The sequence below is a fragment of the Pseudomonas sp. LA5 genome (genome assembly GCF_028640825.1).
In the GTDB taxonomy this organism is placed as follows: domain Bacteria; phylum Pseudomonadota; class Gammaproteobacteria; order Pseudomonadales; family Pseudomonadaceae; genus Chryseomonas; species Chryseomonas aestiva.
The window spans coordinates 595074-616189 of sequence record NZ_JAQYZY010000037.1; the positions used below are offsets into that span (position 1 = coordinate 595074).

At 67.2% G+C, this 21116-nt stretch carries 21 protein-coding genes; 5 read left to right on the forward strand and 16 right to left on the reverse strand.

Features of this window, described 5'->3' with window-relative positions; translation table 11 throughout:
• Positions 1-79 precede the first annotated feature (79 nt).
• Positions 80-595, forward strand: coding sequence for a DUF4142 domain-containing protein (locus PVZ72_RS14695; RefSeq protein WP_017642172.1), 516 nt, complete (start codon positions 80-82; stop codon positions 593-595).
• Positions 596-1036: 441 nt separating this feature from the next.
• The gene (locus tag PVZ72_RS14700) at positions 1037-2248 is read left to right on the forward strand and encodes a nitrate/nitrite transporter (protein ID WP_133861158.1); all 1212 of its coding nucleotides are present in this window, start codon (positions 1037-1039) and stop codon (positions 2246-2248) included.
• A 35-nt stretch (positions 2249-2283) separates the two neighbouring features.
• Here the strand turns inward: PVZ72_RS14700 and PVZ72_RS14705 are convergent, their stop codons facing one another.
• The 6 genes from PVZ72_RS14705 to PVZ72_RS14730 are packed head-to-tail and all read right to left on the reverse strand — an operon-like array spanning position 2284 to position 9703.
• A complete protein-coding gene (locus PVZ72_RS14705; RefSeq protein WP_273862318.1) occupies positions 2284-2856 on the reverse strand; it encodes a GNAT family N-acetyltransferase in 573 nt (190 codons plus the stop codon).
• Positions 2853-3389 (reverse strand): GNAT family N-acetyltransferase, encoded by a 537-nt coding sequence (locus PVZ72_RS14710; protein WP_273862319.1) that lies wholly within the window; start codon positions 3387-3389, stop codon positions 2853-2855. Before PVZ72_RS14710 ends, PVZ72_RS14705 begins: the two co-directional genes overlap by 4 nt.
• Positions 3386-5038, reverse strand: coding sequence for an ABC transporter ATP-binding protein (locus tag PVZ72_RS14715; RefSeq protein WP_273862320.1), 1653 nt, complete (start codon positions 5036-5038; stop codon positions 3386-3388). Before PVZ72_RS14715 ends, PVZ72_RS14710 begins: the two co-directional genes overlap by 4 nt.
• Positions 5035-6501 carry an ABC transporter permease gene (locus PVZ72_RS14720; RefSeq protein ID WP_273862321.1) on the reverse strand — a complete coding sequence of 489 codons (1467 nt, stop codon included), beginning with the start codon at positions 6499-6501 and terminating at the stop codon, positions 5035-5037. Before PVZ72_RS14720 ends, PVZ72_RS14715 begins: the two co-directional genes overlap by 4 nt.
• A 5-nt stretch (positions 6502-6506) precedes the next feature.
• Positions 6507-7484 carry an ABC transporter permease gene (locus PVZ72_RS14725; RefSeq protein WP_273862322.1) on the reverse strand — a complete coding sequence of 326 codons (978 nt, stop codon included), beginning with the start codon at positions 7482-7484 and terminating at the stop codon, positions 6507-6509.
• The gene (locus PVZ72_RS14730) at positions 7481-9703 is read right to left on the reverse strand and encodes an ABC transporter substrate-binding protein (RefSeq protein ID WP_273862323.1); all 2223 of its coding nucleotides are present in this window, start codon (positions 9701-9703) and stop codon (positions 7481-7483) included. The genes PVZ72_RS14725 and PVZ72_RS14730 overlap by 4 nt, the downstream gene beginning before the upstream one ends.
• 88 nt (positions 9704-9791) lie before the next feature.
• On the opposite strand from PVZ72_RS14730, the gene PVZ72_RS14735 reads away from it, so the two are divergent.
• Positions 9792-10313: a cupin domain-containing protein gene (locus tag PVZ72_RS14735; protein ID WP_273862324.1), complete on the forward strand. Its 522-nt coding sequence runs from the start codon at positions 9792-9794 to the stop codon at positions 10311-10313.
• A gap of 450 nt (positions 10314-10763) precedes the next feature.
• On the opposite strand, the gene aroQ is transcribed toward PVZ72_RS14735, so the two are convergent.
• Genes aroQ through PVZ72_RS14765 form a run of 6 tightly spaced genes read right to left on the reverse strand, consistent with a single transcriptional unit; the run spans position 10764 to position 15069 of the window.
• Positions 10764-11207: a type II 3-dehydroquinate dehydratase gene (gene aroQ, locus PVZ72_RS14740; RefSeq protein WP_273862325.1), complete on the reverse strand. Its 444-nt coding sequence runs from the start codon at positions 11205-11207 to the stop codon at positions 10764-10766.
• Between the two features lie 8 nt (positions 11208-11215).
• Positions 11216-12034, reverse strand: a complete 819-nt coding sequence (aroE, locus tag PVZ72_RS14745) for a shikimate dehydrogenase (RefSeq protein ID WP_273862326.1) — start codon at positions 12032-12034, stop codon at positions 11216-11218.
• Positions 12031-13263, reverse strand: coding sequence for a CaiB/BaiF CoA transferase family protein (locus tag PVZ72_RS14750; RefSeq protein ID WP_273862327.1), 1233 nt, complete (start codon positions 13261-13263; stop codon positions 12031-12033). Before PVZ72_RS14750 ends, aroE begins: the two co-directional genes overlap by 4 nt.
• A complete protein-coding gene (locus tag PVZ72_RS14755) occupies positions 13260-13718 on the reverse strand; it encodes a MaoC family dehydratase (protein WP_187979738.1) in 459 nt (152 codons plus the stop codon). The genes PVZ72_RS14750 and PVZ72_RS14755 overlap by 4 nt, the downstream gene beginning before the upstream one ends.
• An 8-nt stretch (positions 13719-13726) precedes the next feature.
• Positions 13727-14122: a VOC family protein gene (locus tag PVZ72_RS14760; protein WP_273862328.1), complete on the reverse strand. Its 396-nt coding sequence runs from the start codon at positions 14120-14122 to the stop codon at positions 13727-13729.
• Positions 14119-15069 (reverse strand): ketopantoate reductase family protein, encoded by a 951-nt coding sequence (locus tag PVZ72_RS14765; protein WP_273862329.1) that lies wholly within the window; start codon positions 15067-15069, stop codon positions 14119-14121. The genes PVZ72_RS14760 and PVZ72_RS14765 overlap by 4 nt, the downstream gene beginning before the upstream one ends.
• 91 nt (positions 15070-15160) lie before the next feature.
• Between PVZ72_RS14765 and PVZ72_RS14770 the strand changes: the two genes are divergently transcribed.
• Positions 15161-16069 carry a LysR family transcriptional regulator gene (locus PVZ72_RS14770; RefSeq protein WP_273862330.1) on the forward strand — a complete coding sequence of 303 codons (909 nt, stop codon included), beginning with the start codon at positions 15161-15163 and terminating at the stop codon, positions 16067-16069.
• Between the two features lie 66 nt (positions 16070-16135).
• Here PVZ72_RS14770 and PVZ72_RS14775 read toward each other — a convergent pair whose 3' ends face one another.
• From PVZ72_RS14775 to PVZ72_RS14790, 4 genes are all read right to left on the reverse strand, one after another.
• On the reverse strand, positions 16136-16582 hold the full coding sequence (locus PVZ72_RS14775; RefSeq protein WP_017642155.1) for an Hsp20 family protein: 447 nt from the start codon (positions 16580-16582) through the stop codon (positions 16136-16138).
• Positions 16583-16712: 130 nt separating this feature from the next.
• Entirely contained in the window at positions 16713-16871 is a 159-nt protein-coding gene (locus PVZ72_RS14780; RefSeq protein ID WP_007160293.1) for a hypothetical protein, read from the reverse strand.
• Complete coding sequence (locus PVZ72_RS14785) at positions 16868-17452, reverse strand: alpha-ketoglutarate-dependent dioxygenase AlkB family protein (RefSeq protein WP_187979742.1); 585 nt, start codon at positions 17450-17452, stop codon at positions 16868-16870. The genes PVZ72_RS14780 and PVZ72_RS14785 overlap by 4 nt, the downstream gene beginning before the upstream one ends.
• Positions 17453-17454: 2 nt before the next feature.
• Entirely contained in the window at positions 17455-17721 is a 267-nt protein-coding gene (locus PVZ72_RS14790) for an aspartate-semialdehyde dehydrogenase (RefSeq protein WP_183629357.1), read from the reverse strand.
• Positions 17722-17826: 105 nt separating this feature from the next.
• Between PVZ72_RS14790 and rapA the strand changes: the two genes are divergently transcribed.
• Entirely contained in the window at positions 17827-20661 is a 2835-nt protein-coding gene (gene rapA / locus PVZ72_RS14795; protein WP_273862331.1) for an RNA polymerase-associated protein RapA, read from the forward strand.
• Positions 20662-21116 lie beyond the last annotated feature (455 nt).

Below are 21116 nucleotides of genomic sequence, written 5' to 3' on the forward strand. Positions count from 1 at the left end.
CAGGTCCCATTTTGCAGGCGCGTTCACTGCCAGCCGGTGACGCCCTTCCCTTACTGCCAAGAAAATCAGGAGCACGTCCATGACGCCCATGCTGAAGAAAGCCTCCAGCCTGTCCCTCGCCATCCTGCTGGCTGCCGGTGCCGGTCTGGCCCAGGCCGCCGACAAGCTGTCTCCGGCCGAATTCGTCGACGACGCCTCGGCCAAGGGCATCGCCGAGATCGAGGCAGGCAAGCTGGCCCTGGAAAAGAGCCAGTCCCAGGACATCAAGACCTTCGCCCAGAGCATGATCGACGATCACACCAAGGCCAACGAGCAGCTCAAGAGCCTGGCCCAGGAGAAGAAGCTGAAAGTCTCCACCGACGCCGAGCTGATGGACAAGGCCAAGGCCATGATCCTGCAGGTGCGTGACGATTCCTTCGATCGCTCCTATGCCAACAACCAGGTCGTGGCCCATGAGCAGACCATCGAGATCTTCCGCAACGAAGCCAAGACCGGCGATGACGCCGCGCTCAAGGCCTTCGCCGAGAAGACCCTGCCGAAGCTGGAGCACCACCTCCAGGAAGCCAAGGCGCTGCAGACCAAGTACGCGAAGTAACAGCCAGGAGCGGCCGTATCGGCGTCCTGTCCTGCCCACCCGTTCGTGGCGTTGCAGGTAGTGCACCGAAGACGGACGGAAGGTATCGAGCACGTTATCGCGGCCATGGGCCGCTCCTACAGACGCTGCTGTACCCGTAGGAGCGGCCCATGGCCGCGATCCAACCTAGCCCATACTACCTCTTCACAAGCGCCAACAAGGGGCAACCTGTCGTGACGGCGCTCAATCCTTGTGCAGCGCTTTGACCGGTTCAGACGCTGCCAATATCGCGATCCCCGGCTAACACTGGGCTTGCGCAACTTGGCTTCGCTCTTGCAAAGACCTGGGTAGCGGTGGCCAACGGCGGTCACCCCAATCGACAACGGCGTCAGTTCACCTCCCGGCAACGGGCAAGGGTGACTGGCGCCTTTTTCATGCCCGTGACGTGCCCGAGGTGCCTCCATGAGTCCCAGTTTCTGGAAAGCCGGCCATGCGCCGACCCTGTTCGCCGCCTTCCTCTACTTCGACCTGAGTTTCATGGTCTGGTACGTGCTCGGCCCCATGGCCGTGCAGATCGCCACCGACCTGCAGCTGACCACCCAGCAGCGCAGCATGATGGTGGCGACGCCCATCCTCGCCGGCGCTGTCCTGCGCCTGATCCTGGGCTTCGTCGCCGATCGACTGTCACCCAAGACCGCCGGCATCATCGGCCAGGTGGTGGTGATCCTGGCGCTGCTGGTGGCCTGGCAGCATGGCGTGCACAGCTATGAGCAGACCCTGGTGCTGGGCCTGTTCCTCGGCTTCGCCGGCGCCTCCTTCGCCGTTGCCCTGCCGCTGGCCTCCCAGTGGTATCCGCCGCAGCACCAAGGCAAGGCCCTGGGCATCGCCGGCGCGGGCAACTCGGGTACGGTGTTCGCCGCCCTCTTCGCCCCGGCACTGGCCAAGGCCTTTGGCTGGACCAACGTGTTCGGCTTCGCGCTGATCCCGCTGATCCTGACCCTGGTGGTCTTCGTGCTCTGCGCCCGCAACGCCCCGGAACGCCCGGCGCCGAAGAAGCTGGCGGACTATGGCCGCGCCCTGGGCGACCAGGACAGCTGGTGGTTCATGTTCTTCTACAGCGTGACCTTCGGCGGCTTCCTCGGCCTCGCCAGCACCCTGCCCGGCTACTTCCATGACCAGTACGCCCTGGAGCCGGTGGTTGCCGGCTACTACACCGCGGCCTGTGTCTTCGGTGGCAGCCTGATGCGGCCCCTGGGTGGCGCCCTGGCCGACCGCATCGGCGGCATCCGCGCGCTGCTCGGCATGTACACCGTCGCGGCCATCTGCATCGCCGCTGTGGGTTTCCACCTGCCCAGCGCCATGGCCGCCCTTGCGCTGTTCGTGGTCGCCATGCTCAGCCTGGGCGCTGGCAATGGCGCGGTGTTCCAGCTGGTCCCCCAGCGCTTCCGCAAGGAAATCGGCGTCATGACCGGACTGATCGGCATGGCGGGCGGCATCGGCGGCTTCGCCCTCACCGCCGGCCTGGGCGCGGTCAAGCAGGCCACCGGCGACTATCAGCTGGGGCTCTGGCTGTTCGCTGCCCTCGGCGTGCTCGCCTGGTTCGGCCTGCTCAGCGTCAAGCGCCGCTGGCGCACCACCTGGGGCTCGGCGGCCGTCACCGCGGCGCGGGTCTGAGGGAAGTCCGGCGGCCAGGTGCCGCCGGTTTTCATTCAGGGGGCGGGACGCACATAGCTGGTCAGTACGTGATCCCGCCAGACCCCGTCGATCTCCAGATAGCGCCGCGCCAGGCCCTCGCGCTCGAAGCCGAGACGGGTCAGCAGATGAGCGCTGCGGGTGTTCTCCGGCAGATGGTTGGCCATGATCCGATTCAGGCCCAGCTCGGCGATGACGAAGTCCCGCCCCAGGCGCACCGCCTGGCGCATCAGCCCCCGTCCCTGCCAGGCTGCATCCAGGCCATAGCCCAGGTAGCAGGCCTGGAAACCGCCGCGAACCATCTGGCTGAAATTCACCGTACCTATCACCAGCGGCCCCGCCCGCAGCACCAGGCGCAATTCGCTCAGGCCTGGGCCGCCGGCGCGGTACGCCGCTACCTGCCCCTGCCATTGCGCCAGGGTATAGAAGGCATCCGAGCGCCGTGGCATCGACAGCGCCAGGTGCTGACGATTGCGCCGATAGTAGTCGGCTACCGCGCCAGGATCGGCCAGGGTCAGGTCGATCAGTTCCACCGCCTCGGTCACGGCGAAGCGGGGCGGATACTGCAGCGGAACGCTCAGGGCGGTCATGGCTTCACCTGCGGTGGCAATTCATAGACCCAGATGGCGCAGCGCTGCCCGTCCGGACCTTGCCGATCGTTTTCCAGCACCCGCACGCGCCGGAAACCCACCCGCTCGGCGAGCCGTTGGCTGGAGTGGTTGGCGGCCGAAGTGGTGAGAAAGAGCCCCGCCGCGCCCCGCTGCTCGACGAAGTAGCGCAACGCGGCGGTCATCAGGCCCTGGCCGGTATGCAGGCTGTGCAGCCAGTAGCCGATCTCGTAGCGCCGCCCGCCGTCCAGTGGCGTGAGCCCCAGGCAGCCGAGCAACGCGTCACCGCGCACCAGGAAGTAGCGTTTCTCGCCCTGGACCAGGGTGAAGGCACCGCGCGCGGCGAGCAGACTGTCGCGGGCCTGGGCGACCGTGGTGTGTTCCCGGGCCCAGCCGAGGAAGCGGCGATGCTCGGCATAGCTCCAGTTCAGCGCCTCGGCGAAGGCCTCGGCCAGGCGCGGTTGCGGCCAGACCAGCGCGAAGTCGGCCAGGGCGATGCGCGGTGGAAAATTCATGACGGGGTCCCGAAATCCAGGCGCGGCACGGCGGCCAGCAGGCGCTGGGTCATGGCGTGAGCGGGCGCACGCAGCACCCGTTCGGCGCTGTCCTGTTCGACGATGTGGCCGCCGTCCATCACCGCGATGCGATCGGCCAGGTACTCGACCACGCCGAAATTGTGGGTGATGAACAGATAGGCCAGCCCCCGCTCCGCCTGAAGCTCGCGCAGAAGATCGAGGATCTGCGCCTGCACCGAGACGTCGAGCGCCGAGGTGGGTTCGTCGCATATCAGCACCTGCGGCTCGACGATCAGCGCCCGGGCGATGGCGATGCGCTGCCGCTGGCCGCCGGAAAATTCGTGGGCGAAGCGCTGCAGGGTGTCACCGGGTAGCCCGACCCGCTCCACCAGGGCGGCAGCGCGGCGCTGGCGCTCGGCGGCATCCAGCTCGGGACGCAGCGCCAGCAAGCCCTGCTCCAGGGTAGCGCCGATGCGCATGCGCGGATCCAGCGAGGCGAAGGGATCCTGGAAGACGATCTGGATCTGCCGCCGTAGCCGCTGCAGGGTACGCCGATCCGCCGTGAGCAGGTCCTCGCCGCCCAGCTGGGCGCTGCCGCTGATGCGTGGTCCATCGAGCAGGCGCAGCAGCGCCTTGCCGGTGGTGGTCTTGCCGCACCCGGACTCGCCCAGCAGCGCCAGGGTCTCGCCCGCGTGCAGGTCGAAGCTCACCCCGTCCACCGCCCTGACCCAGTCCCGCGTTCGACCCCAGGCCCCGCGGCGGAGCGGATAGTGCACGGCCAGCTCACGCACCTCCAGCAGCCGCGCGCCCGGCTGGCGCTGCGGCAGGGCACGCGGGGTGCCGGCCAGGGTCTGGCCGCGCTTGGCGAAGGTGGGAATGGCGGCGAACAGCTCGCGGGCATAGGGATGCCGGGGCGCCTCGAAGAACTCCGCGGCCGGCGCGCTCTCGACGATCTCGCCATGGCGCATCAGGGCCACGTGATCGGCCACCTGGCGCACCACCGCCAGATCGTGGGTGATGAGCAGGATGGCCATGCCCAGTTCACGCTGGATATCGGCCAGCAGCGTGAGGATCTGCGCCTGGACGGTGACGTCCAGCGCCGTGGTGGGTTCATCGGCGATCAGCAGGTCCGGTTCGGCGGCCAGTGCCAGGGCGAGCATGATGCGCTGCTTCTGGCCACCGGAGAACTGGAAGGGATAGTCGTCGATCCGCCGCTCCGGCTCGGGAATGCCGACCCGGCGCAGCCATTCCACCACCCGGGCACGGGTGGCGGCACCGCGCAGCACGGTATGGGCGCGCAGGGTTTCCTCGATCTGCTCGCCGATGCGCATGACCGGATTCAGGCTGGTGGCGGGCTCCTGGAAGATGGTGCCGACGCGCCCGCCGCGCAGTTCGCGCAGGCGTCCTTCCGGCAGTCGATGCAGGTCGGTCCCGGCCAGCAGCGCCGCGCCGCGGGCGATACCCAGCGACGGTGGCAGCAGCCGCAGCAGCGAGAGCGCGGTGACGCTCTTGCCACTGCCCGACTCGCCTACCAGGGCGAAGGTCTCGCCACGCGCGATGGCCAGGCTCAGGCCGCGGACCGCCTGCCGTGTGCCCTCCTCGCCCTCGACCAGGATCTCCAGATCGCGAATCTCCAGCACCGGGGTCATGGCTGCACCTCACCCTGGCCGGGACGGCGCCTGAGCCAGGCGGATCTCAGCCGGCGACTGCGCGGATCGAAGGCGTCGCGCACGGCATCGGCGAACAGATTGGCCGCCAGCACCAGGGTCAGCATGAAGGCGAAGGCGCTGAGCAGATTCCACCAGATCATCGGGGTACGGGACATCTCGGTCCGGGCATCGTTGATCATGGAGCCAAAGGAATTCATGGTCGGGTCGACGCCGATGCCCAGGTAGGACAGCACCGCCTCGTAGAGCACCAGGCTGGAGAACTCCAAGGTCAGGGTGATGAGCACCAGGTAGAAGACGTTGGGCAGCAGGTGCCGGCGCAGGATGGTGAAGTGGGAGACGCCAAAGGCTCGTGCGGCCTGGACGTATTCCAGCTCGCGCAACTTGAGCGCCTCGGCGCGCAGCAGACGGCACAGCCCGGCCCAGCCGGTGAGGCCGAGGATCAGGCAGAGCATGAAGAGGCGCAGGTCGGCCCGCGCCGCACCGGTGTCGAACAGCTCGGGATGGCGGTCGATGAACACCTGCATCATCAACACGCAGGCCGCCACCAGCAGCACCCCGGGGATGGAGGTCAGGGTGGTGTAGAGGTAGGTGATGACGTCGTCCACCCGGCCCTTGAAATAGCCGGCGGCCAGGCCGAAGCCGATCGCCGGCGGCAGCATGGCCAGGGTGGTCAGGCTGCCGATGACGAAGGCGGTGCGGATGCTCTTGAGCGACTGGTAGAGGACGTCGTTGCCGGTGCTGTCGGTGCCCAGCACGTGATAGCCGCTGGCTAGGGCGATCACGCTGCCGGTCACCAGGCAGACGCCCAGACAGGTCAGCAGGATGGCGCGCCAGGGGGTGGCGGTGTGGCCACGGAGGATGAGTCCGCAACGTACCGCGAAACCACCCGTCTCGCGCAACCGTGCCGTCGCCAGGGCCGCGGTCGCCAGGGCCAGCGCCAGACCGCCGAGCAGGCCCAACGTCAGTCGCTTGAGAAGATCGCCCCGCCACTCGGTAGCGGGATCGCTCAAGGTGGTGCCGGCATGCCTGAGGCGCGGGAAATCGCGCAGCGGCAGGCCCTCGGCGCTGGTACCCAGGGTTTCCTTGGTGAACTGGTGGGTGGCGAGTGGCGCGGAATAGGTCTTTTCGCGCTGGGTCAGGCTGGTGTCGGCCAGCAGGCCATCGAGGGCCGAGAGCACCGTGGGGGAATAGATCGGCGCCGTGGCGCCGGGCATGGCGGGCATGGCGGGCAACTGGGGCCGGTAGTGCACCGAATCTAGCAGGGCGATGGCGACGAAGCTGGCCAGTATCACGGCCGCGCTCATCGCCGGCGCATCCTGCAGCACCCGCCGCCAACTGGCGCGCAGGGCCGGCTGGCGACGCGTGCGCCAGGCGTAGACCAGGGTACCGGCCACCAGCAGGTAGAGGGCGAGGTCGGTCCAGAGCAAGACGAATTTCGGCATGGCGGCTACCTGAAGCGAACGCGAGGATCGGCGAGGGTGTAGGACAGGTCCGCCAGGATCAGGCCGACGATGTAGAGCACCGAGCCGAGGAACACCATGGTGCGCACCACGGCGAAGTCCTGGCCGTTGATGGCGTCGATGGTGTAGCTGCCCAGGCCGGGAATGCCAAAGAAGGATTCGGCGATCAGGCTGCCCATGATCAGCAGTGGGATGGCCGAGACCACGCCGGTGAGAATTGGCAGCGCCGCATTGCGCAAGACGTGGTGCAACAGCACCTGGCGCTCGGCCAGGCCCTTGGCGCGGGCGGTGCGCACATAGTCCTTGCCGATCTCTTCGAGAAACAGCGCGCGATAGAAGCGCGCCTGGCTGCCCAGCCCGGAAATCACCGCGACCACCACCGGCAGCGCCAGGAAGCGCAGCAGATTCCAGCCTTCCTCATAACCCGAATAGGGCACCAGCCGCAGGATCTTCGCGAACAGCCACTGGCCGGCGATGATGTAGAACAGCGAGGAGATCGACAGCAGCAGCACGCAGAGCACCACGCCCCAGAAGTCCAGGCGGGTGGCGCGAAAGAACACCAGCAGGAGGGCAAAACCGACGCTCGCCAGCAGGCCGAGGACAAAGGTCGGCAGCGCCAGCGCCAGGCTCGGTCCGGCGCGCTCGGCGATCTCCCGGCCGATGTCGCGACCGCTGTCGGAGGTGCCGAAGTCGAACACCAGCAGACTGACCGACCGGTCGAAGAAGAGGGTATCGGTAAACTGCTCCATCCCTTCACGGGTGGTATTGATGAGCAGTGGCTTGTCGTAGCCGTGCTCTGCCTTCCAGTCCTCGATGGCTTCGGCGGTGACGTACTTGCCACCGATGGCCAGGCGCGCCATGTCGTCCGGGGTGTTGACGGTAAAGAACAGCAGGAAGGTCAGCAGATTCACCCCGATCAGGATGAGCACGCCATAGGCCAGGCGCCGCAGCAGATAGCCGATCATGACCGCCCCTCCCCGGTGTCGTCGCCAAAGGCGGTCTGGCGCTCGCGGCGCCGGAGGCTGCGCCAGGCCAGCCAGGCCAGCAGCAGCGCCAGGCCCAAGAGCAGCCACAGCGGCCAGAGCACCGGCCGGTTCCACTCCAGCACCTTGCGCTCGCGCAGCGCCGGATCCAGGCGCAGGTAGCGCAGCTGATCGCGCACCATCTGGGTCGGCTTGGCGTTGTACACCCACTGTTGATAGGCCCCGGCCGACAGGGGATTCCAGCCGAACAGCCAGGGCGCGTCCTGCTGCACGAGGGCGACCATGCGCCGGATCAGCGCCACCTTTTCCGGACCATCATCGAGACTCTTCATCTGCTCGAACAGCCGGTCGTACTCGGCATTGCTGTAGTTGCCGGCATTCTCGCCACCATGCTTGGCCTTGCCCTGGGGGCCGTAGAAGAGGAAGAGGAAGTTCTCGGCATCGGGATAGTCGGCGTTCCAGCCCCAGAAGAAGATCTGCGCCGCGCCCTTGCGCATCTTGTCCTGGAATCTGTTGTAGTCCGAGCCGCGCAATTCCAGCTGGATACCCAGCTTGGCGGTCTGCTGGCGCATCCAGTCGAACATGGCGCTGTCGCCACTGCTCTGGGCGTCGTATTGCAGGATCAGCGGCCGCCCGCTCCTGGCGTCGCGGCCATCGGGATAGCCGGCGTCGGCCAGCAGCTGCCTGGCCTCTTCGATGGGCCGCCGCTCGGGCTTGCCATCCACCAACCGATAGACCACCGGGTTGCTGCCGGCCGGCGGCGCTTCATAGCCCAGCACGCCCGGCGGCAGAGGGCCATTGGCAACCAGGCCGTTACCGTTGAGGAAGACGGTAATGTAGCTCTCCCAGTCGAAGGCGATGGACAGCGCCTGGCGCAACTTGCGATTGCGGGCCTGTTGCTCGGGTGTGGCGCCCTGCCCCACCACCGGATCCAGCCAGTTGAAACCCAGGTACCAGTTGGACGCCTCCACCGCGGTGGGCAACTTGAGGCCGCGCTCGCGATAGAGTTCGGCGGAATCGGCCGAATCACCGGCCTTGGTGCGCAGCGCCACGCCATATTCGCCGCGCTCGACCTGGGGGGTGTCGTAGTAGCCCTGGATGAACTTGCCCATCAGCGGCACCCCTTCCTTTTCCAGGCTGAACACCGCGCGGTCGATCAGCGGCATGGGCTTGCCGCAATCGTCCAGCCGGCCCTGTTCGCGATCCTCGGGCTCTCCCTCGCAGGGATAGGGATCGGCGTGATAATTGGGATTGCGCGCCAGCACATGGCGGCGATTGGGGATGGATTCGGCCAGGCGATAGGGGCCGGTGCCCACCGGCCAACTGTTGAAGCCGAGGTTGTGCTCGGTCATGCCCGGCTGGCTGTAGAAGCGATCCGCCTCCCAGGGCATCGGCGCGGCGAAGGTCATGGCCAGCCAGTAGTTGAACTGGGGGTACTTGCCGATCACCCGCAGGCGAAGGGTGTGCTCATCCAGCACCTCGACCCCGGGCAACTCGCCCCGGCGCAGGTCCAGCCAGGGCAGCGGCGCGCCCTTGGGCAGGCTGGCGCGCAGGGCCTTGTCGGCGGCGCGCAGACCATCGCCAAACGTCTGCATGCCCACCAGGTGCTCGGCGAAGATGGCATAGCTGGGCGAGACCAGCCGCGGACTGGCCAGGCGGCGCAGACCGTAGGCGTAGTCGGCGGCGGTCAGGGCGCGGCTGCCGGTCTCGGGGAAGTCAGGGATCTGGTAGCGATCGGCCAGATCGTCCGGCTTGATCGGGAAGTAACGGTAATTGCCCTGGGCATCGCGGGCAAAGGCCGGGTGGGGCGCGTAGCGGGCGTCGCGGCGGATGGGGATGTCGTAGACGCTCTGAGCGATCTGCGCCGGCGGTGCATCATCCGGCAGGCGCCGGCCCTGGGTGTCCAGGTAATAGGGCGCGATCACCCGCTCCGCGCCGCGGGGGATCAGCTCGTAGGGCCGCTTGAAGTAGTGGTAGCCGTAGAGCGGCTCATAGATGTTGTAGGTGAAGTTGGTCTCGTCGCCTGAATAGGAACTGGCCGGATCCAGGTACTTCGGCGAACGTGTGGTGAAGGCGGTATAGAGGGTATTCTGGCCTTCGGCTCCAGCGCGGTAGGGGCTGTTGATCGGCGTATCGGGTGAACAGCCACCGAGCAGCGCCAGGGTCAGGAGTGCGAGGAGTTGTCTGGACAGTCTGGGCATCGCGTTCCTGCACCGAAAGAGACCTGAGGCGGCAGCATCCGCCTAAACCACTAAGCTTGAGCTATTTTCCCGCGAGGCGCAGCACCCCATGCAATCCCGGAAAGATTTCGACAAGATCGTGCACTGGACCCAGCTGCAGGCCCCGGATGGCCCCGGCTATCCTGACAGTGACGAGCGCTTTTCCCTGGGCGCCGCCTTCGGCCGCCACTTCGGCTTCGCCCGCTTGGGCATCCACCATGAATGGCTGCCACCCGGGCGCCGCACCTCAAGGCCCCATGCCGAGGCCACCGAAGACGAATTCGTCTATGTGATCGCCGGTCATCCCACCGCCTGGATCGACGGCCACGCCCACCGACTCGAGCCGGGCGACGGCGTGGGCTTCAAGGCCGGCGACGGTGTCGCCCATACCTTCATCAACGAGACCACGGAGCCGGTGGAACTGCTGGTGGTGGGCGATACCAGCCGGGCGGAGAATCGGCTGCACTATCCACTGCATCCGGAATACACCGCAGGTCCGGGGGATAGGCAGTGGCGGGAGTGTCCGCAGCGGGAGTTGGGGCCGCATGCGGGTGAGGCAACGTCGCCACGAGAGGACGACGAATGCCCGTGAATCCGTTGCGACTCCCCGCCTCCATTCGCGCCAACGCAGGACTTCTCACCCAGCTACAATTGGCGCCCGAGACCTGCCTCAGCTATGGCGAGCATCAGCTTGATTCTCATGCCGAGAGAAGCGGTGCCTCCCTACCCTACTTTATCGCGGCCATGGGCCGCGATAGCCTGCACGCGGCTCCTTATCCTACTGTTGGGCTTCGGCGATGGAGCTGCCTCAACCCAACCTACGTCGAGATGCTTTCGTAGGTTGGGGTTGAGCGCAGCGAAGCCCAACAGGGCCTCAGCAACCACTCTTGGCGCGTGGAAAACGCTGCGCGGTTTTCCACCCTACGCGGGGCTCCCCGTTACCTCCCCCTCTCCCTCTGGGAGAGGGCCGGGGTGAGGGTCGCCTCGACGAAAAAGCCTCGGCACGGCCAGGGCTCTCTGGCAGCAGAACTGCAAGCCCCCGTTACCGCCTGGCCTGGGCCTCGCTCACTGCCGCGCGTAGCGCCAGCAGGTAGCTGTCCACGCCGAAGCCGGCGATCTGGCCCAGGACGATCTCGGCGAATACCGAATGATGGCGGAAACCCTCGCGCGCGTGGATGTTGGACATGTGCAGCTCCACCACCGGCACGGCAAGGATCGCCAGGGCGTCGCGGATGCCGTAGCTGTAGTGGGTCCAGGCGCCGGCGTTGATCAGCACCGCGTCGACGCCCTCCTCGTAGCCCCGATGGATGCACTCCACCATCGCCCCCTCGTGGTTGCTCTGGAAGCTTTCCACCTCGACGCCCAGTTCCGCGCCCAGGGCCGTTAGCCTGGCGTCGATCTCGGTCAGGGTCACGGTGCCGTACTGCGCCGGGTCGCGCTTGCCGAACATGTTGTGGTTGATACCGTGCAGCATCAGGATCTTCATGGGTTCGCTCAGGTCAGGGGAAGGGTCAGCTGGTCGATGACCGGCCGGGTCTCGGGGCGTACGCCGCGCCACCAGGCGAAGGCTTCCGCCGCCTGCTCCACCAGCATGCCCACGCCATCGGCCAGCTGCGCCACGCCCTGCTCCTGGGCCAGGCGCAGGAAGGGCGTCAGCCCCTTGCCATAGGCCAGTTCATAGGCCAGCGCCGCCTGGGTGAAGACGCCCACCGGCACCGGCGGCAGTTCGCCAACCAGGCTGGCAGAGGTGGCGTTGACCACCAGATCGAAGGTCTCTCCTTCCAGCGCTGCGTAGCCCTTTACGCTCAGCAGCGGATGGTTGATCTCCTGGGCTAGCTCAGCCGCCTTCCGCTCATCGCGATTGGCCATCACCAATTCGGTCGGTCCGGCGGCGAGAAAGGGCAACAGGGCGCCACGCACCGCACCACCGGCGCCCAGCAAAAGCACCCGCTTGCCGGCCAGGGGTTGACCGAGATTGACCTCGATGTCGCGCAGCAGGCCGATGCCATCGAAGTTCTCCGCCAGCACCCGCTCGCCCTCGAACTTCAGCGCATTGGCCGCCCGGGCCAGCCGTGCCCTTTCGCTGGACTCGGTGGCCAGCTGGAAGGCCTGCAGCTTGAACGGCGCGGTCACGTTCAGGCCTTGCCCGCCCTGGGCGCGAAAGCGCTGCACGTCGCCAGCGAAGTCTTCCGGCGAGCCCTCGATGGCGCCGTATTCCAGGTCTTGCCCGGTGGTGGCGGCGAACAGGCCATGGATCAGCGGCGACTTGGTGTGGTTGATCGGGCGGCCGATCACCGCGTAGTGGTCGGTCATGCGCAGGGCTCCTGGCTGAACAGCACGCCGTCGGCCTGCAGCCGAGCGATGTCTTCCGCGCTGTAGCCCAGGCTCTGAGCGACGGCAGCGTTGTGCTCGCCCAGGTCCGGCGCCACCTGCTGGATGGTGGTGTCGCACTCGGAAAAGCGGAACGGCAGATTGGGCATGCGCAGGGTGCCGAAGCGCGGGTGCTGCTGTTCCTGGATCATGCCGCGCGCCTTGATCTGGGGATCCTCGATCACCTCGTCGATGCGCTGCACCTTGGCACAGGGCACGTCGATCTCGTCGAGCAGGGCCAGCAGCCGTGCGACCGGATTGGCCGCCACCCAGGCCTTGACGATGGGCAGGATGGCTTCGCGATGGGCGTTGCGGCCGGTGGAGGTATGGAAGCGCAGGTCGCTGCCAAAGCCCGGCTGGTCCGCGTCCTGTTCGACCAGGGCGGCGAAGCGCTTCCAGGAGTCGTCCACCTGGGCGGCGATCACCAGGTCGCCGTTCTGGGCGCGAAACACGCCATAGAGGGTCGAGGTGGGCATGTCGTGGCCGGTCTGCTGCGGCAGGATCTCGCCGCCGGACAGGGTATAGCACTGCACGGCGTACTCGTGCATCGATACCAGGGTGTCATACAGCGCCATGTCGATGTGCTGGCCACGGCCGCTGGTGACCCGCCCCAACAGCGCCGCGTTGATGGCGGCCACCGCATGGGCACCGGTGTACATGTCGCCCAGGGAAATCCGCAGCAATGGCGGGGCCTCGCCGGGCGTGCCGACCATCTGCATGATGCCGCTCTTGGCCTCGGCGATCAGCCCGAAGCCGGCGCGATGGGCGTCGGGGCCGGTGTGGCCGTAGGCGGAAATCGAGCAGTACACCAGTCGCGGATTGCGCGCCGACAGTTCCGCATAGCCCAGGCCGAGCCTGTCCAGGGCGCCGGGTCGGTAGTTCTCGATAAAGACGTCGGCGCTGTCGCAGAGCTGCTGCATGAAGGCCTTGCCGCGCGGGTCCTTCATGTTGACGCTGACGCCCTGCTTGCCCATGTTGAGTTGCAGGAAATAGCCGCTCTGCTGGTCATCGAGGACGAAGGCGTGCTGGCGACCGGCATCGCCACTGCCCGGGCGCTCCACCTTGATCACCTCGGCGCCCAAGGCCGCCAGGCAGCGCCCCACATAGGGGCCGGCGAGGAAGTGGCTGTAGTCGATGACCCTCAGGCCGTGCAGCGGCAGTGGCTGGCTCATACCACGCCCTCCCGCCGCGGCACCATCAGCCGGTGTTCGCCGCGCTGGACCACCTCGCCCTTCTGGTTGATCAGCTCCGAGGGCAGCACCACGATGCCCCAGCCCGGCCTGCTCTTGCTCGGGCGCATGGCGCCGACGCGCACCCTGACGTGCAATTCGTCGCCGACGCGGATCGGCAGGAGGAAATCCCAGGTCCAGCCCAGTGACATGCCTGGCAGGAAGCGGTAGTCGCACTGGGTCTTGAGGCCGTCGGCGATGGACAGCCCCATCAGGCCATGGGCGACCAGACCGCCGAAGTGGCTGGCATTGGCATAGGCCTCGTCGACATGGACCGGGGTATGGTCACCGGTGAGGTCGGCGTAGGCCAGGATGCGCTCCCTGGTGACCTGGTAACTCGGCGTGAGCGCCTCGTCGCCCTCGCGGGCATCCTCGAAATATTTTTCCTGTACGGTCATGGTCGCTGTCACTCGGCTTGACGGGCGTTGACGGCCAGGGCGTCGTGCACGGCGCGGGCCGGCACGGCCTGGATGAATTCCAGCGCCAGGCCATCGGGCAGGCGCAGCCAGTTGTGGCCCTGGGGCAGTTGCTCCACCCCCTCGAAGCGCCGGGCCGCGGCCAGGGCGGCCTCGAGGTCCTCGCACATAAGCCCCAGATGACCCAGGCGCCCCTCGGGGCCTTCGAAGTCAGGCTTGCTCATGAATTGCATCCCGCCCAGCGTCCAGTACTGACTGGGCTGTTCGACCGTACCCTGCACCTCGCGCAGGGTCATGCCGAACACCTCGTGGAAGAAGCGGATATGCCAGTGGATGTCCTTCACCCAGATGGCCACGTGTTCCAGATAGGCCTTGGGAATGCTCATGGTTTGGCGTCCTCTTGTTGTCGGTCGGCCAGGGCGCGCTCGATACCCTTGATGCAGGCGACCAGGGTGGCGTTGACCGGCGTGGGCACGCGGTACTGCTGGCCGAGCCGCACCACCGCGCCGTTGATGAAGTCGATTTCGGTGATGGAGCCCTTCTGCAGGCTCTGCAGCAGGGAGGTCTTGAAGGACGGCGGCAACCCTTCGCGTGCCAGCTCCCAGGCCGCCTGGGGCTCGCGCAGGCCCAGCTCGACCCCGGCGGCGCGGGCCACCGCGATGGCCTCGGCGACCGCCTGCAAGGCGGTGTCGCGCAGCTGCGGCTCGCTGTAGAGCTGGCCATAGGTGAGTTGGGTGATGCCGGTGAGGGCACCGGTGGCGACGTTGACCAGCAACTTGTCCCAGAGGGTGCCGCGGATGTTGCTGCTGACCGTGGTGGCCAGCCCGGCGTCCTCGAAGACGGCGGCAACGGCCTGGACGCGTGCCGAGAGCTGACCGTCGAGTTCGCCGATGAGCGTGCGCTTGCCCGCCACCCCGCTGCGGATCCGCCCCGGGCCGAGCAGCACGCCGCCGACATAGGTCTTGCCGGCGATCACCCGCTCCTGGCCGACGATCTCGGCCAGCAGCTCTTCGTGACCGAGGCCGTTCTGCAACGACAGCACCAGGGTATGCGGACCGACCAGCGCCCGGGCATGGCTCATGGCCGCGGTGGTGGCGAAGGACTTGACCAGCACCACCACCAGATCCACTACCCCGACCGCCTCGGCGCTGACCGCCGCCCGCACCTGGACCCGGCGACGGCCATCGGTGGTCTCGATGTCCAGGCCGTCACGCGCCACCGCCTCGATATGGGCATTGGGGCGGTTGAGCAGCCAGGTCTCGTGTCCCGCCTCGCTCAACCAGGCGCCAAAGGTGCTGCCCAGGGCACCGGCCCCGAGGATGCAGATCTTCATGGATCGGGCTCCTTGTTTTCGCCCTACCCTAGGCCCGCGCCTGCTATTGAGCTATACAAAGAGCTCAATTCGCCCATCAGGAATTCTGATAATGCTACCCACGGATGGCATGCCCGAGCCCAAGCTGCTGATGCTGTTCGAGGTGCTCTACCGCACCGGCAGCGTCACCCGGGCCGCCGAACAGCTGGGCCAGAGCCAACCCACCATCAGCCTCTGGCTAAGCAAGTTGCGCCAGCAGCTGCGCGATCCGCTGTTCGTGCGCACACCTGGCGGCATGAAGCCCACGCCGCAAGCCGAGGCCCTGATCACCCCATGTCGCGAAGTGCTCGAATCCCTGCGCCGGCTGGTGGCCTGGGAAGTCGCCTTCGAGCCCGCCACTGCCCAGCGGCTGTTTCGCCTCTGCCTGAGCGATGCCAGTCACATCACCCTGCTGCCACGGATCCTGGCGCAGCTGCGCGAGGTGGCGCCCGGGGTGCGGCTGGAAGTCGCACGGATCGACGGCAACACCGAACAGGCGCTGGAGATCGGCGAAGCGGACCTGGCGGTCGGCTTCATTCCCTGGCTGGGCGGCAGCCTCTATCAGCAACTGCTGTTTCCCCAGGACTGGGTGTGTCTGGTCAGCGCCCGCCATCCGCGCCTCGGCGAGCAACTGACGGCCACGGCCTATGCCGAGGAGGGCCATGTGCTGGTCAGCGCCGGCACCGGGCAGAAGCTGCTGGAAGCGGGCCTGCTGCGCGCCGGGGTGCAGCGCCGCATCGTGCTGGAGCTACCCGGCTTTCTGGGCGTCGGCGCGGTGGTCGGCAACTCCGACCTCATCGTCACCCTGCCGCGGCACATCGGCACCACCCTGGCGCAGACTTACGGCCTCAGGGTCCACGAATGCCCGCTGCCAGTCGAGGGCTTCGCGGTCAGGCAGCACTGGCACGCGCGCTATCACCAGGATGCCGGCAATCGCTGGTTGCGCGGGGTGCTGCTGGAGCTCTTCGGTCACCGTCGCTAGCGCAGTAGCCACAAACGAAAGAGCCCCAGCACAGGGCTGGGGCTCTTGGTCAGGACGCCTGGACGATCAGTTGTCCAGGGCTGGGCGCTGGCCGGAGATGGCGATACGCTTGGGCTTGGCTTCTTCCGGGATCACGCGCACCAGTTCGATGCTCAGCAGGCCATGCTTGAGATCGGCACCCTTCACCTCGATATGGTCGGCGAGGCGGAAGGACAGCTTGAAGGCGCGCTGGGCGATGCCCTGATGCAGGAAGGTCACGCTCTCGGCGCTGTTCTCGCGCCGGCCACCCTTGACGGTGAGCACGCCACGCTCGACTTCGATGTCCAGGTCATCTTCCTGGAGACCGGCGGCGGCGATCACGATGCGATACTGGTCGTCACCGTGCTTCTCGACGTTGTAGGGCGGATAGGAGCTGCCAGCGTCGTTGCGCAGCGCGGATTCGAACAGGTCGTTGAACCGGTCGAAGCCGACGGAATGACGGAACAGCGGGGCCAGGGACAGTACATTGCTCATGGTGAATCTCCTGATAGGTTCAGCAAGTTTCGGTATTGCCTGCGGGACCCGACTTCGGCATCCCGCACGAACCTAGATAGGAATTCTCCAAAAAATTTCAAGGGCAAAACCCGACGAACGGTAGTGCCCGCTACTTCTTCTTCGGCTTGCGCTTTTTCTTCTTGGCCGCGGTCAGCGGCAGCGCCTGCTCGAAGGCCGAGCGCACCTCCTGCAGGCGGCGCTCCTTGAGGTCGTGGATGCGCTTGCCGCGCTCGGTGGTGAAGTCGATGAGATTGCTGTCGTCGCTCATGTCGCTATCCGGCGAAAGGTGAGATTCAGCCGCAACCCGCTGGCTTTGCGGGTCTTGGCGATCTGGTGCTGCCAATGATGCTGGGTCGCGCCGGCCATGACCAGCAGGCTGCCGTGACCCAGTTCCAGGGAATGGCCGATGCGGCTGGTGCCCTTGCGGCGAAAGTCGAAGCGCCGCGCGGCCCCGAGATTGAGCGAGGCGATCAGCGGATTGGCGCCGAGACTGGCCTCGTCGTCGCTGTGCCAGCCCATGGAGTCCTGGCCATCGCGATAGCGATTGAGCAGCACGCCGTTGAAGCCCCGGCCGCAGGCCGCCTCAACGGCTTCGCGAATCCGCTGCAGCAGGGGTGTCCAGGGCAAGGCGGCGTGGTCCAGGCCGGCGTAGCCGTAGACCACGCCCGGGTCGGCGTACCAGGCCACCTGCCGCGGCACCGGGTGCCAGCGCCCGTACACCCGCACCTGCGGCTGGTTCCAGGGCGTTTCGGCGTCGAGTTGCCGCAGCCAGGCGTCGGCGGTTTCCGCCGCCAGCCAGTGCGGCTGGAAGATCAGCTCGGCATCGTCCAGCTCCAGGCGCTCGACCATGGCTAGACCCGCAGATCCACCTGGGCGCCCACCTGCTCCGGCTCTTCCAGGGCCTGGGCACGCTCGGCGCCGAAGCCCTGGCGCAGGGCTTCGCGCTGCCGGCGACGACGACGCGCCTCGCGGTCCAGGGTGGCCTCGTCCTCCAGGGGTGCGTGGGCGGTCTCGGCCGCCGGCTGCACGGGCGCGATGGGGGCGCTGGCGGGACGCACCGGGGCGGGATCCAGCTGGTTTGGCGGGGTCACGCCGGGCGGCGGAATGACAGGGATCATGACGGGGACCTCGAATTCGCGGACTGCGGCAAAGAGCGCGTTAGGCTTCTGACTCCGCTTTCGCTAAAATAGCCGGCTTTTTGATAGCTGGGGAGAAGCTTCCACATGGCGTCGCATCAACCGGGACAACGCTGGATCAGTGACAGTGAGGCCGAACTGGGCCTGGGAACCATCCTGGCCCTGGACGGCCGCCTGCTCACGGTGCTCTATCCAGCCACCGGTGAGACGCGCCAGTATGCCCAGCGCAACGCCCCGCTGACCCGGGTGCGCTTCGCCCCGGGCGACGAGGTGACTCACTTCGAGGGCTGGAAGCTCACCGTGCGCGAGGTCTCCGAAGCGGACGGCCTGCTGACCTACCACGGCTTCACCGCCGAGCGCGAGGCACGCAGCGTGCCCGAGGCCCAGCTGTCGAACTTCATCCAGTTCCGCCTGGCCAGCGACCGCCTGTTCGCCGGGCAGATCGACCCCCTGCCCTGGTTCGGCCTGCGCTATCACACCCACGAGCATCGCAACCGCCTGCTGCAGTCCAGCCTCTGGGGCCTCGGCGGCACTCGCGCCCAGCCGATCCCGCACCAGCTGCACATCGCCCGCAGCGTGGCCGACCGGGTCGCACCGCGCGTCCTGCTGGCCGACGAGGTGGGCCTGGGCAAGACCATCGAAGCCGGCCTGGTGATCCATCGCCAGCTGCTCAGCGGTCGTGCCAGCCGCGTGCTGATCCTGGTTCCGGAAAATCTCCAGCACCAGTGGCTGGTGGAGATGCGCCGCCGCTTCAACCTGGAAGTGGCGCTGTTCGACGCGGAGCGCTTCATGGCCAGCGAAGACGGCAATCCCTTCGAGGACGCCCAGCTCGCCCTGGTCTCCCTGGACTGGCTGGTGCGCGACGAAAAGGCCCAGGACGCCGCCTTCGCCGCCGGCTGGGACCTGCTGGTGGTCGACGAAGCCCACCACCTGGTCTGGCACCCCGAGGGCGCCAGTCGCGAATACAGCCTGGTCGAGCAACTCGGCGAGGTCATCCCCGGCGTGCTGCTGCTCACCGCGACCCCCGAGCAACTGGGTCAGGACAGCCACTTTGCCCGTCTGCGCCTGCTCGATCCCAGCCGCTTCCATGACTTCGCCGCCTTCCAGCAGGAGTCCCAGCACTACCGCCCGGTGGCCGAAGCCGTGCAGGAACTGCTCGACGCCGGCGCCCTGAGTCCGGCCGCCCAGGACGCCATCGGCGGCTTCCTCGGTCAGGAAGGCGAGACCCTGCTGGCCGCCGCCGCAGCCGGCGACGCCGACGCCCGCGCGCGCCTGGTGCGCGAGCTGCTGGATCGCCACGGCACCGGCCGGGTGCTGTTCCGCAACACCCGCGCCGCGGTCAAGGGCTTCCCCGAGCGCGAGCTGCACGCCCACGCCCTGCCCTTCCCGGATGCCTACCTGGACGAGGGCGTCATGCCCGGCCAGTCGCTGCAGCCGGAGACCGAATTCGCCCCGGAAGACGACAACGATCGCTGGTGGCGTCACGACGGCCGCGTCGAATGGCTGATCGACACCCTCAAGGCGCTCAAGCCGCACAAGGTGCTGGTCATCTGCGCGCGCATGGAAACCGCCCTGGATCTGGAAGACGCCCTGCGCCTCAAGTCCGGCATCCCCGCCACGACCTTCCACGAAGGCATGAGCATCCTCGAACGCGACCGCGCCGCCGCCTACTTCGCCGACGAAGAATTCGGCGCCCAGGTGCTGATCTGCTCCGAGATCGGCAGTGAAGGCCGCAACTTCCAGTTCGCCCATCACCTGGTGCTGTTCGACCTGCCGGCCCACCCGGACCTGCTGGAGCAGCGCATCGGCCGTCTCGACCGGATCGGCCAGCGCCACACCATCCAGCTGCACGTGCCCTATCTGGAAGGCAGCCGCCAGGAACGCCAGTTCCAGTGGTACCACCAGGCGCTGAACGCCTTTCTGGCCACCTCGCCGACCGGCAGCGCCCTCCAGGCACGCTTCGCCAGCGAGCTCGACGAGCAGCTGGCCGGTGGCGACGAAGCCACCTGGCAGGCACTGCTGGAACAGGGCGCCCAGGCGCGCGCCGCGCTGGAGACGGAACTGCACAACGGTCGCGACCGCCTGCTGGAACTCAATTCCTCGGGCGCCGGCGCCGGCGAGCAACTGGTCGAGGACATCCTCGACCAGGACGACCAGTTCGCCCTGCCGATGTACATGGAAGAGCTGTTCAACGCCTTCGGCATCGACAGCGAGGACCACTCCGACAACGCCCTGATCCTCAAGCCCAGCGAGAAGATGCTCGACGCCGGCTTCCCCCTCGGCGACGACGAAGGCGTGACCATCACCTACGATCGCAACGTGGCCCTGGTCCGCGAAGACATGCAATTCCTGACCTGGGAGCACCCCATGGCCCAGGGTGGCATGGACCTGGTGATGTCCGGCTCCATGGGCAACACCGCCGTGGCGCTGATCAAGAACAAGGCGCTCAAACCGGGCACCGTGCTGCTGGAGCTGATCTACATCAGCGAGGCAGTGGCGCCGCGCGCCCTGCAACTGGGTCGCTACCTGCCGCCGCTGGCGATCCGCTGCCTGCTGGATGCCAACGGCAACGACCTGGCTGCCCGGGTGGCCTTCGAGACCCTCAACGATCAGCTGGAAAGCGTGCCGCGTACCAGCGCCAACAAGTTCGTCCAGGCCCAGCGTGACTCCCTGGCCAAGCTGATCGGCGGTGGCGAAGACAAGGCCCTGCCCCGCCACGAGGAACGCGTCGCCAAGGCCCGCCAGGCCTATGTGTCGGGTATGGACGAAGAAATCGCCCGCCTGGAAGCCCTGCGCGCGGTCAATTCCAGCGTCCGCCAGGACGAGATCGATCGCCTGCGCCAGCAGCGCGAAGAAGGCCTGACCTACCTGGACAAGGCCTCGCTGCGCCTGGAAGCCATTCGGGTGCTGGTGGCGGGCTAGGCCGGTCGCACTGTTGGGCTTCGCTAGCGCTCAACCCAACCTACGAGACTCGCGCTTGGGCGTGACCTTGTAGGTTGGGTTGAGACAGCTCCATCGTCGAAGCCCAACGGACGGACGCGAACACGCCGCGCTGGCGCTCAACCCAACCTACGGAACTGCGGACGCCCGTAGCGTGGAAAACGGCGCAGCCTTTTCCACTGGACTCCGTCGCTGGGCGCGCCCTCACCCCAACCCTCTCCCGAGGGGAGAGGGGGCTGTTCGAGCGAGCGCTCCGCATCATCAGCCCCGGCAAGCTCGGGATCGCTCACCGCGCCCGGCCGTAGGTTGGGTTGAGGCTTTATCGTCGAAGCCCAACGGAAGGACGCGAACCCGCCGCGTTGGCGCTCAACCCAACCTACGGAACTACGGACGCCCGTAGCGTGGAAAACGGCGCAGCCTTTTCCACTGGACTCCGT

Bases quoted from the DNA above. Each gene is read 5' to 3' on its own strand.
- PVZ72_RS14695 (WP_017642172.1), top strand. From the start codon at position 80: ATGACGCCCATGCTGAAGAAAGCCTCCAGCCTGTCCCTCGCCATCCTG.
- PVZ72_RS14700 (WP_133861158.1), top strand. From the start codon at position 1,037: ATGAGTCCCAGTTTCTGGAAAGCCGGCCATGCGCCGACCCTGTTCGCC.
- PVZ72_RS14705 (WP_273862318.1), bottom strand. From the start codon at position 2,856: ATGACCGCCCTGAGCGTTCCGCTGCAGTATCCGCCCCGCTTCGCCGTG.
- PVZ72_RS14710 (WP_273862319.1), bottom strand. From the start codon at position 3,389: ATGAATTTTCCACCGCGCATCGCCCTGGCCGACTTCGCGCTGGTCTGG.
- PVZ72_RS14715 (WP_273862320.1), bottom strand. From the start codon at position 5,038: ATGACCCCGGTGCTGGAGATTCGCGATCTGGAGATCCTGGTCGAGGGC.
- PVZ72_RS14720 (WP_273862321.1), bottom strand. From the start codon at position 6,501: ATGCCGAAATTCGTCTTGCTCTGGACCGACCTCGCCCTCTACCTGCTG.
- PVZ72_RS14725 (WP_273862322.1), bottom strand. From the start codon at position 7,484: ATGATCGGCTATCTGCTGCGGCGCCTGGCCTATGGCGTGCTCATCCTG.
- PVZ72_RS14730 (WP_273862323.1), bottom strand. From the start codon at position 9,703: ATGCCCAGACTGTCCAGACAACTCCTCGCACTCCTGACCCTGGCGCTG.
- PVZ72_RS14735 (WP_273862324.1), top strand. From the start codon at position 9,792: ATGCAATCCCGGAAAGATTTCGACAAGATCGTGCACTGGACCCAGCTG.
- aroQ (WP_273862325.1), bottom strand. From the start codon at position 11,207: ATGAAGATCCTGATGCTGCACGGTATCAACCACAACATGTTCGGCAAG.
- aroE (WP_273862326.1), bottom strand. From the start codon at position 12,034: ATGACCGACCACTACGCGGTGATCGGCCGCCCGATCAACCACACCAAG.
- PVZ72_RS14750 (WP_273862327.1), bottom strand. From the start codon at position 13,263: ATGAGCCAGCCACTGCCGCTGCACGGCCTGAGGGTCATCGACTACAGC.
- PVZ72_RS14755 (WP_187979738.1), bottom strand. From the start codon at position 13,718: ATGACCGTACAGGAAAAATATTTCGAGGATGCCCGCGAGGGCGACGAG.
- PVZ72_RS14760 (WP_273862328.1), bottom strand. From the start codon at position 14,122: ATGAGCATTCCCAAGGCCTATCTGGAACACGTGGCCATCTGGGTGAAG.
- PVZ72_RS14765 (WP_273862329.1), bottom strand. From the start codon at position 15,069: ATGAAGATCTGCATCCTCGGGGCCGGTGCCCTGGGCAGCACCTTTGGC.
- PVZ72_RS14770 (WP_273862330.1), top strand. From the start codon at position 15,161: ATGCTACCCACGGATGGCATGCCCGAGCCCAAGCTGCTGATGCTGTTC.
- PVZ72_RS14775 (WP_017642155.1), bottom strand. From the start codon at position 16,582: ATGAGCAATGTACTGTCCCTGGCCCCGCTGTTCCGTCATTCCGTCGGC.
- PVZ72_RS14780 (WP_007160293.1), bottom strand. From the start codon at position 16,871: ATGAGCGACGACAGCAATCTCATCGACTTCACCACCGAGCGCGGCAAG.
- PVZ72_RS14785 (WP_187979742.1), bottom strand. From the start codon at position 17,452: ATGGTCGAGCGCCTGGAGCTGGACGATGCCGAGCTGATCTTCCAGCCG.
- PVZ72_RS14790 (WP_183629357.1), bottom strand. From the start codon at position 17,721: ATGATCCCTGTCATTCCGCCGCCCGGCGTGACCCCGCCAAACCAGCTG.
- rapA (WP_273862331.1), top strand. From the start codon at position 17,827: ATGGCGTCGCATCAACCGGGACAACGCTGGATCAGTGACAGTGAGGCC.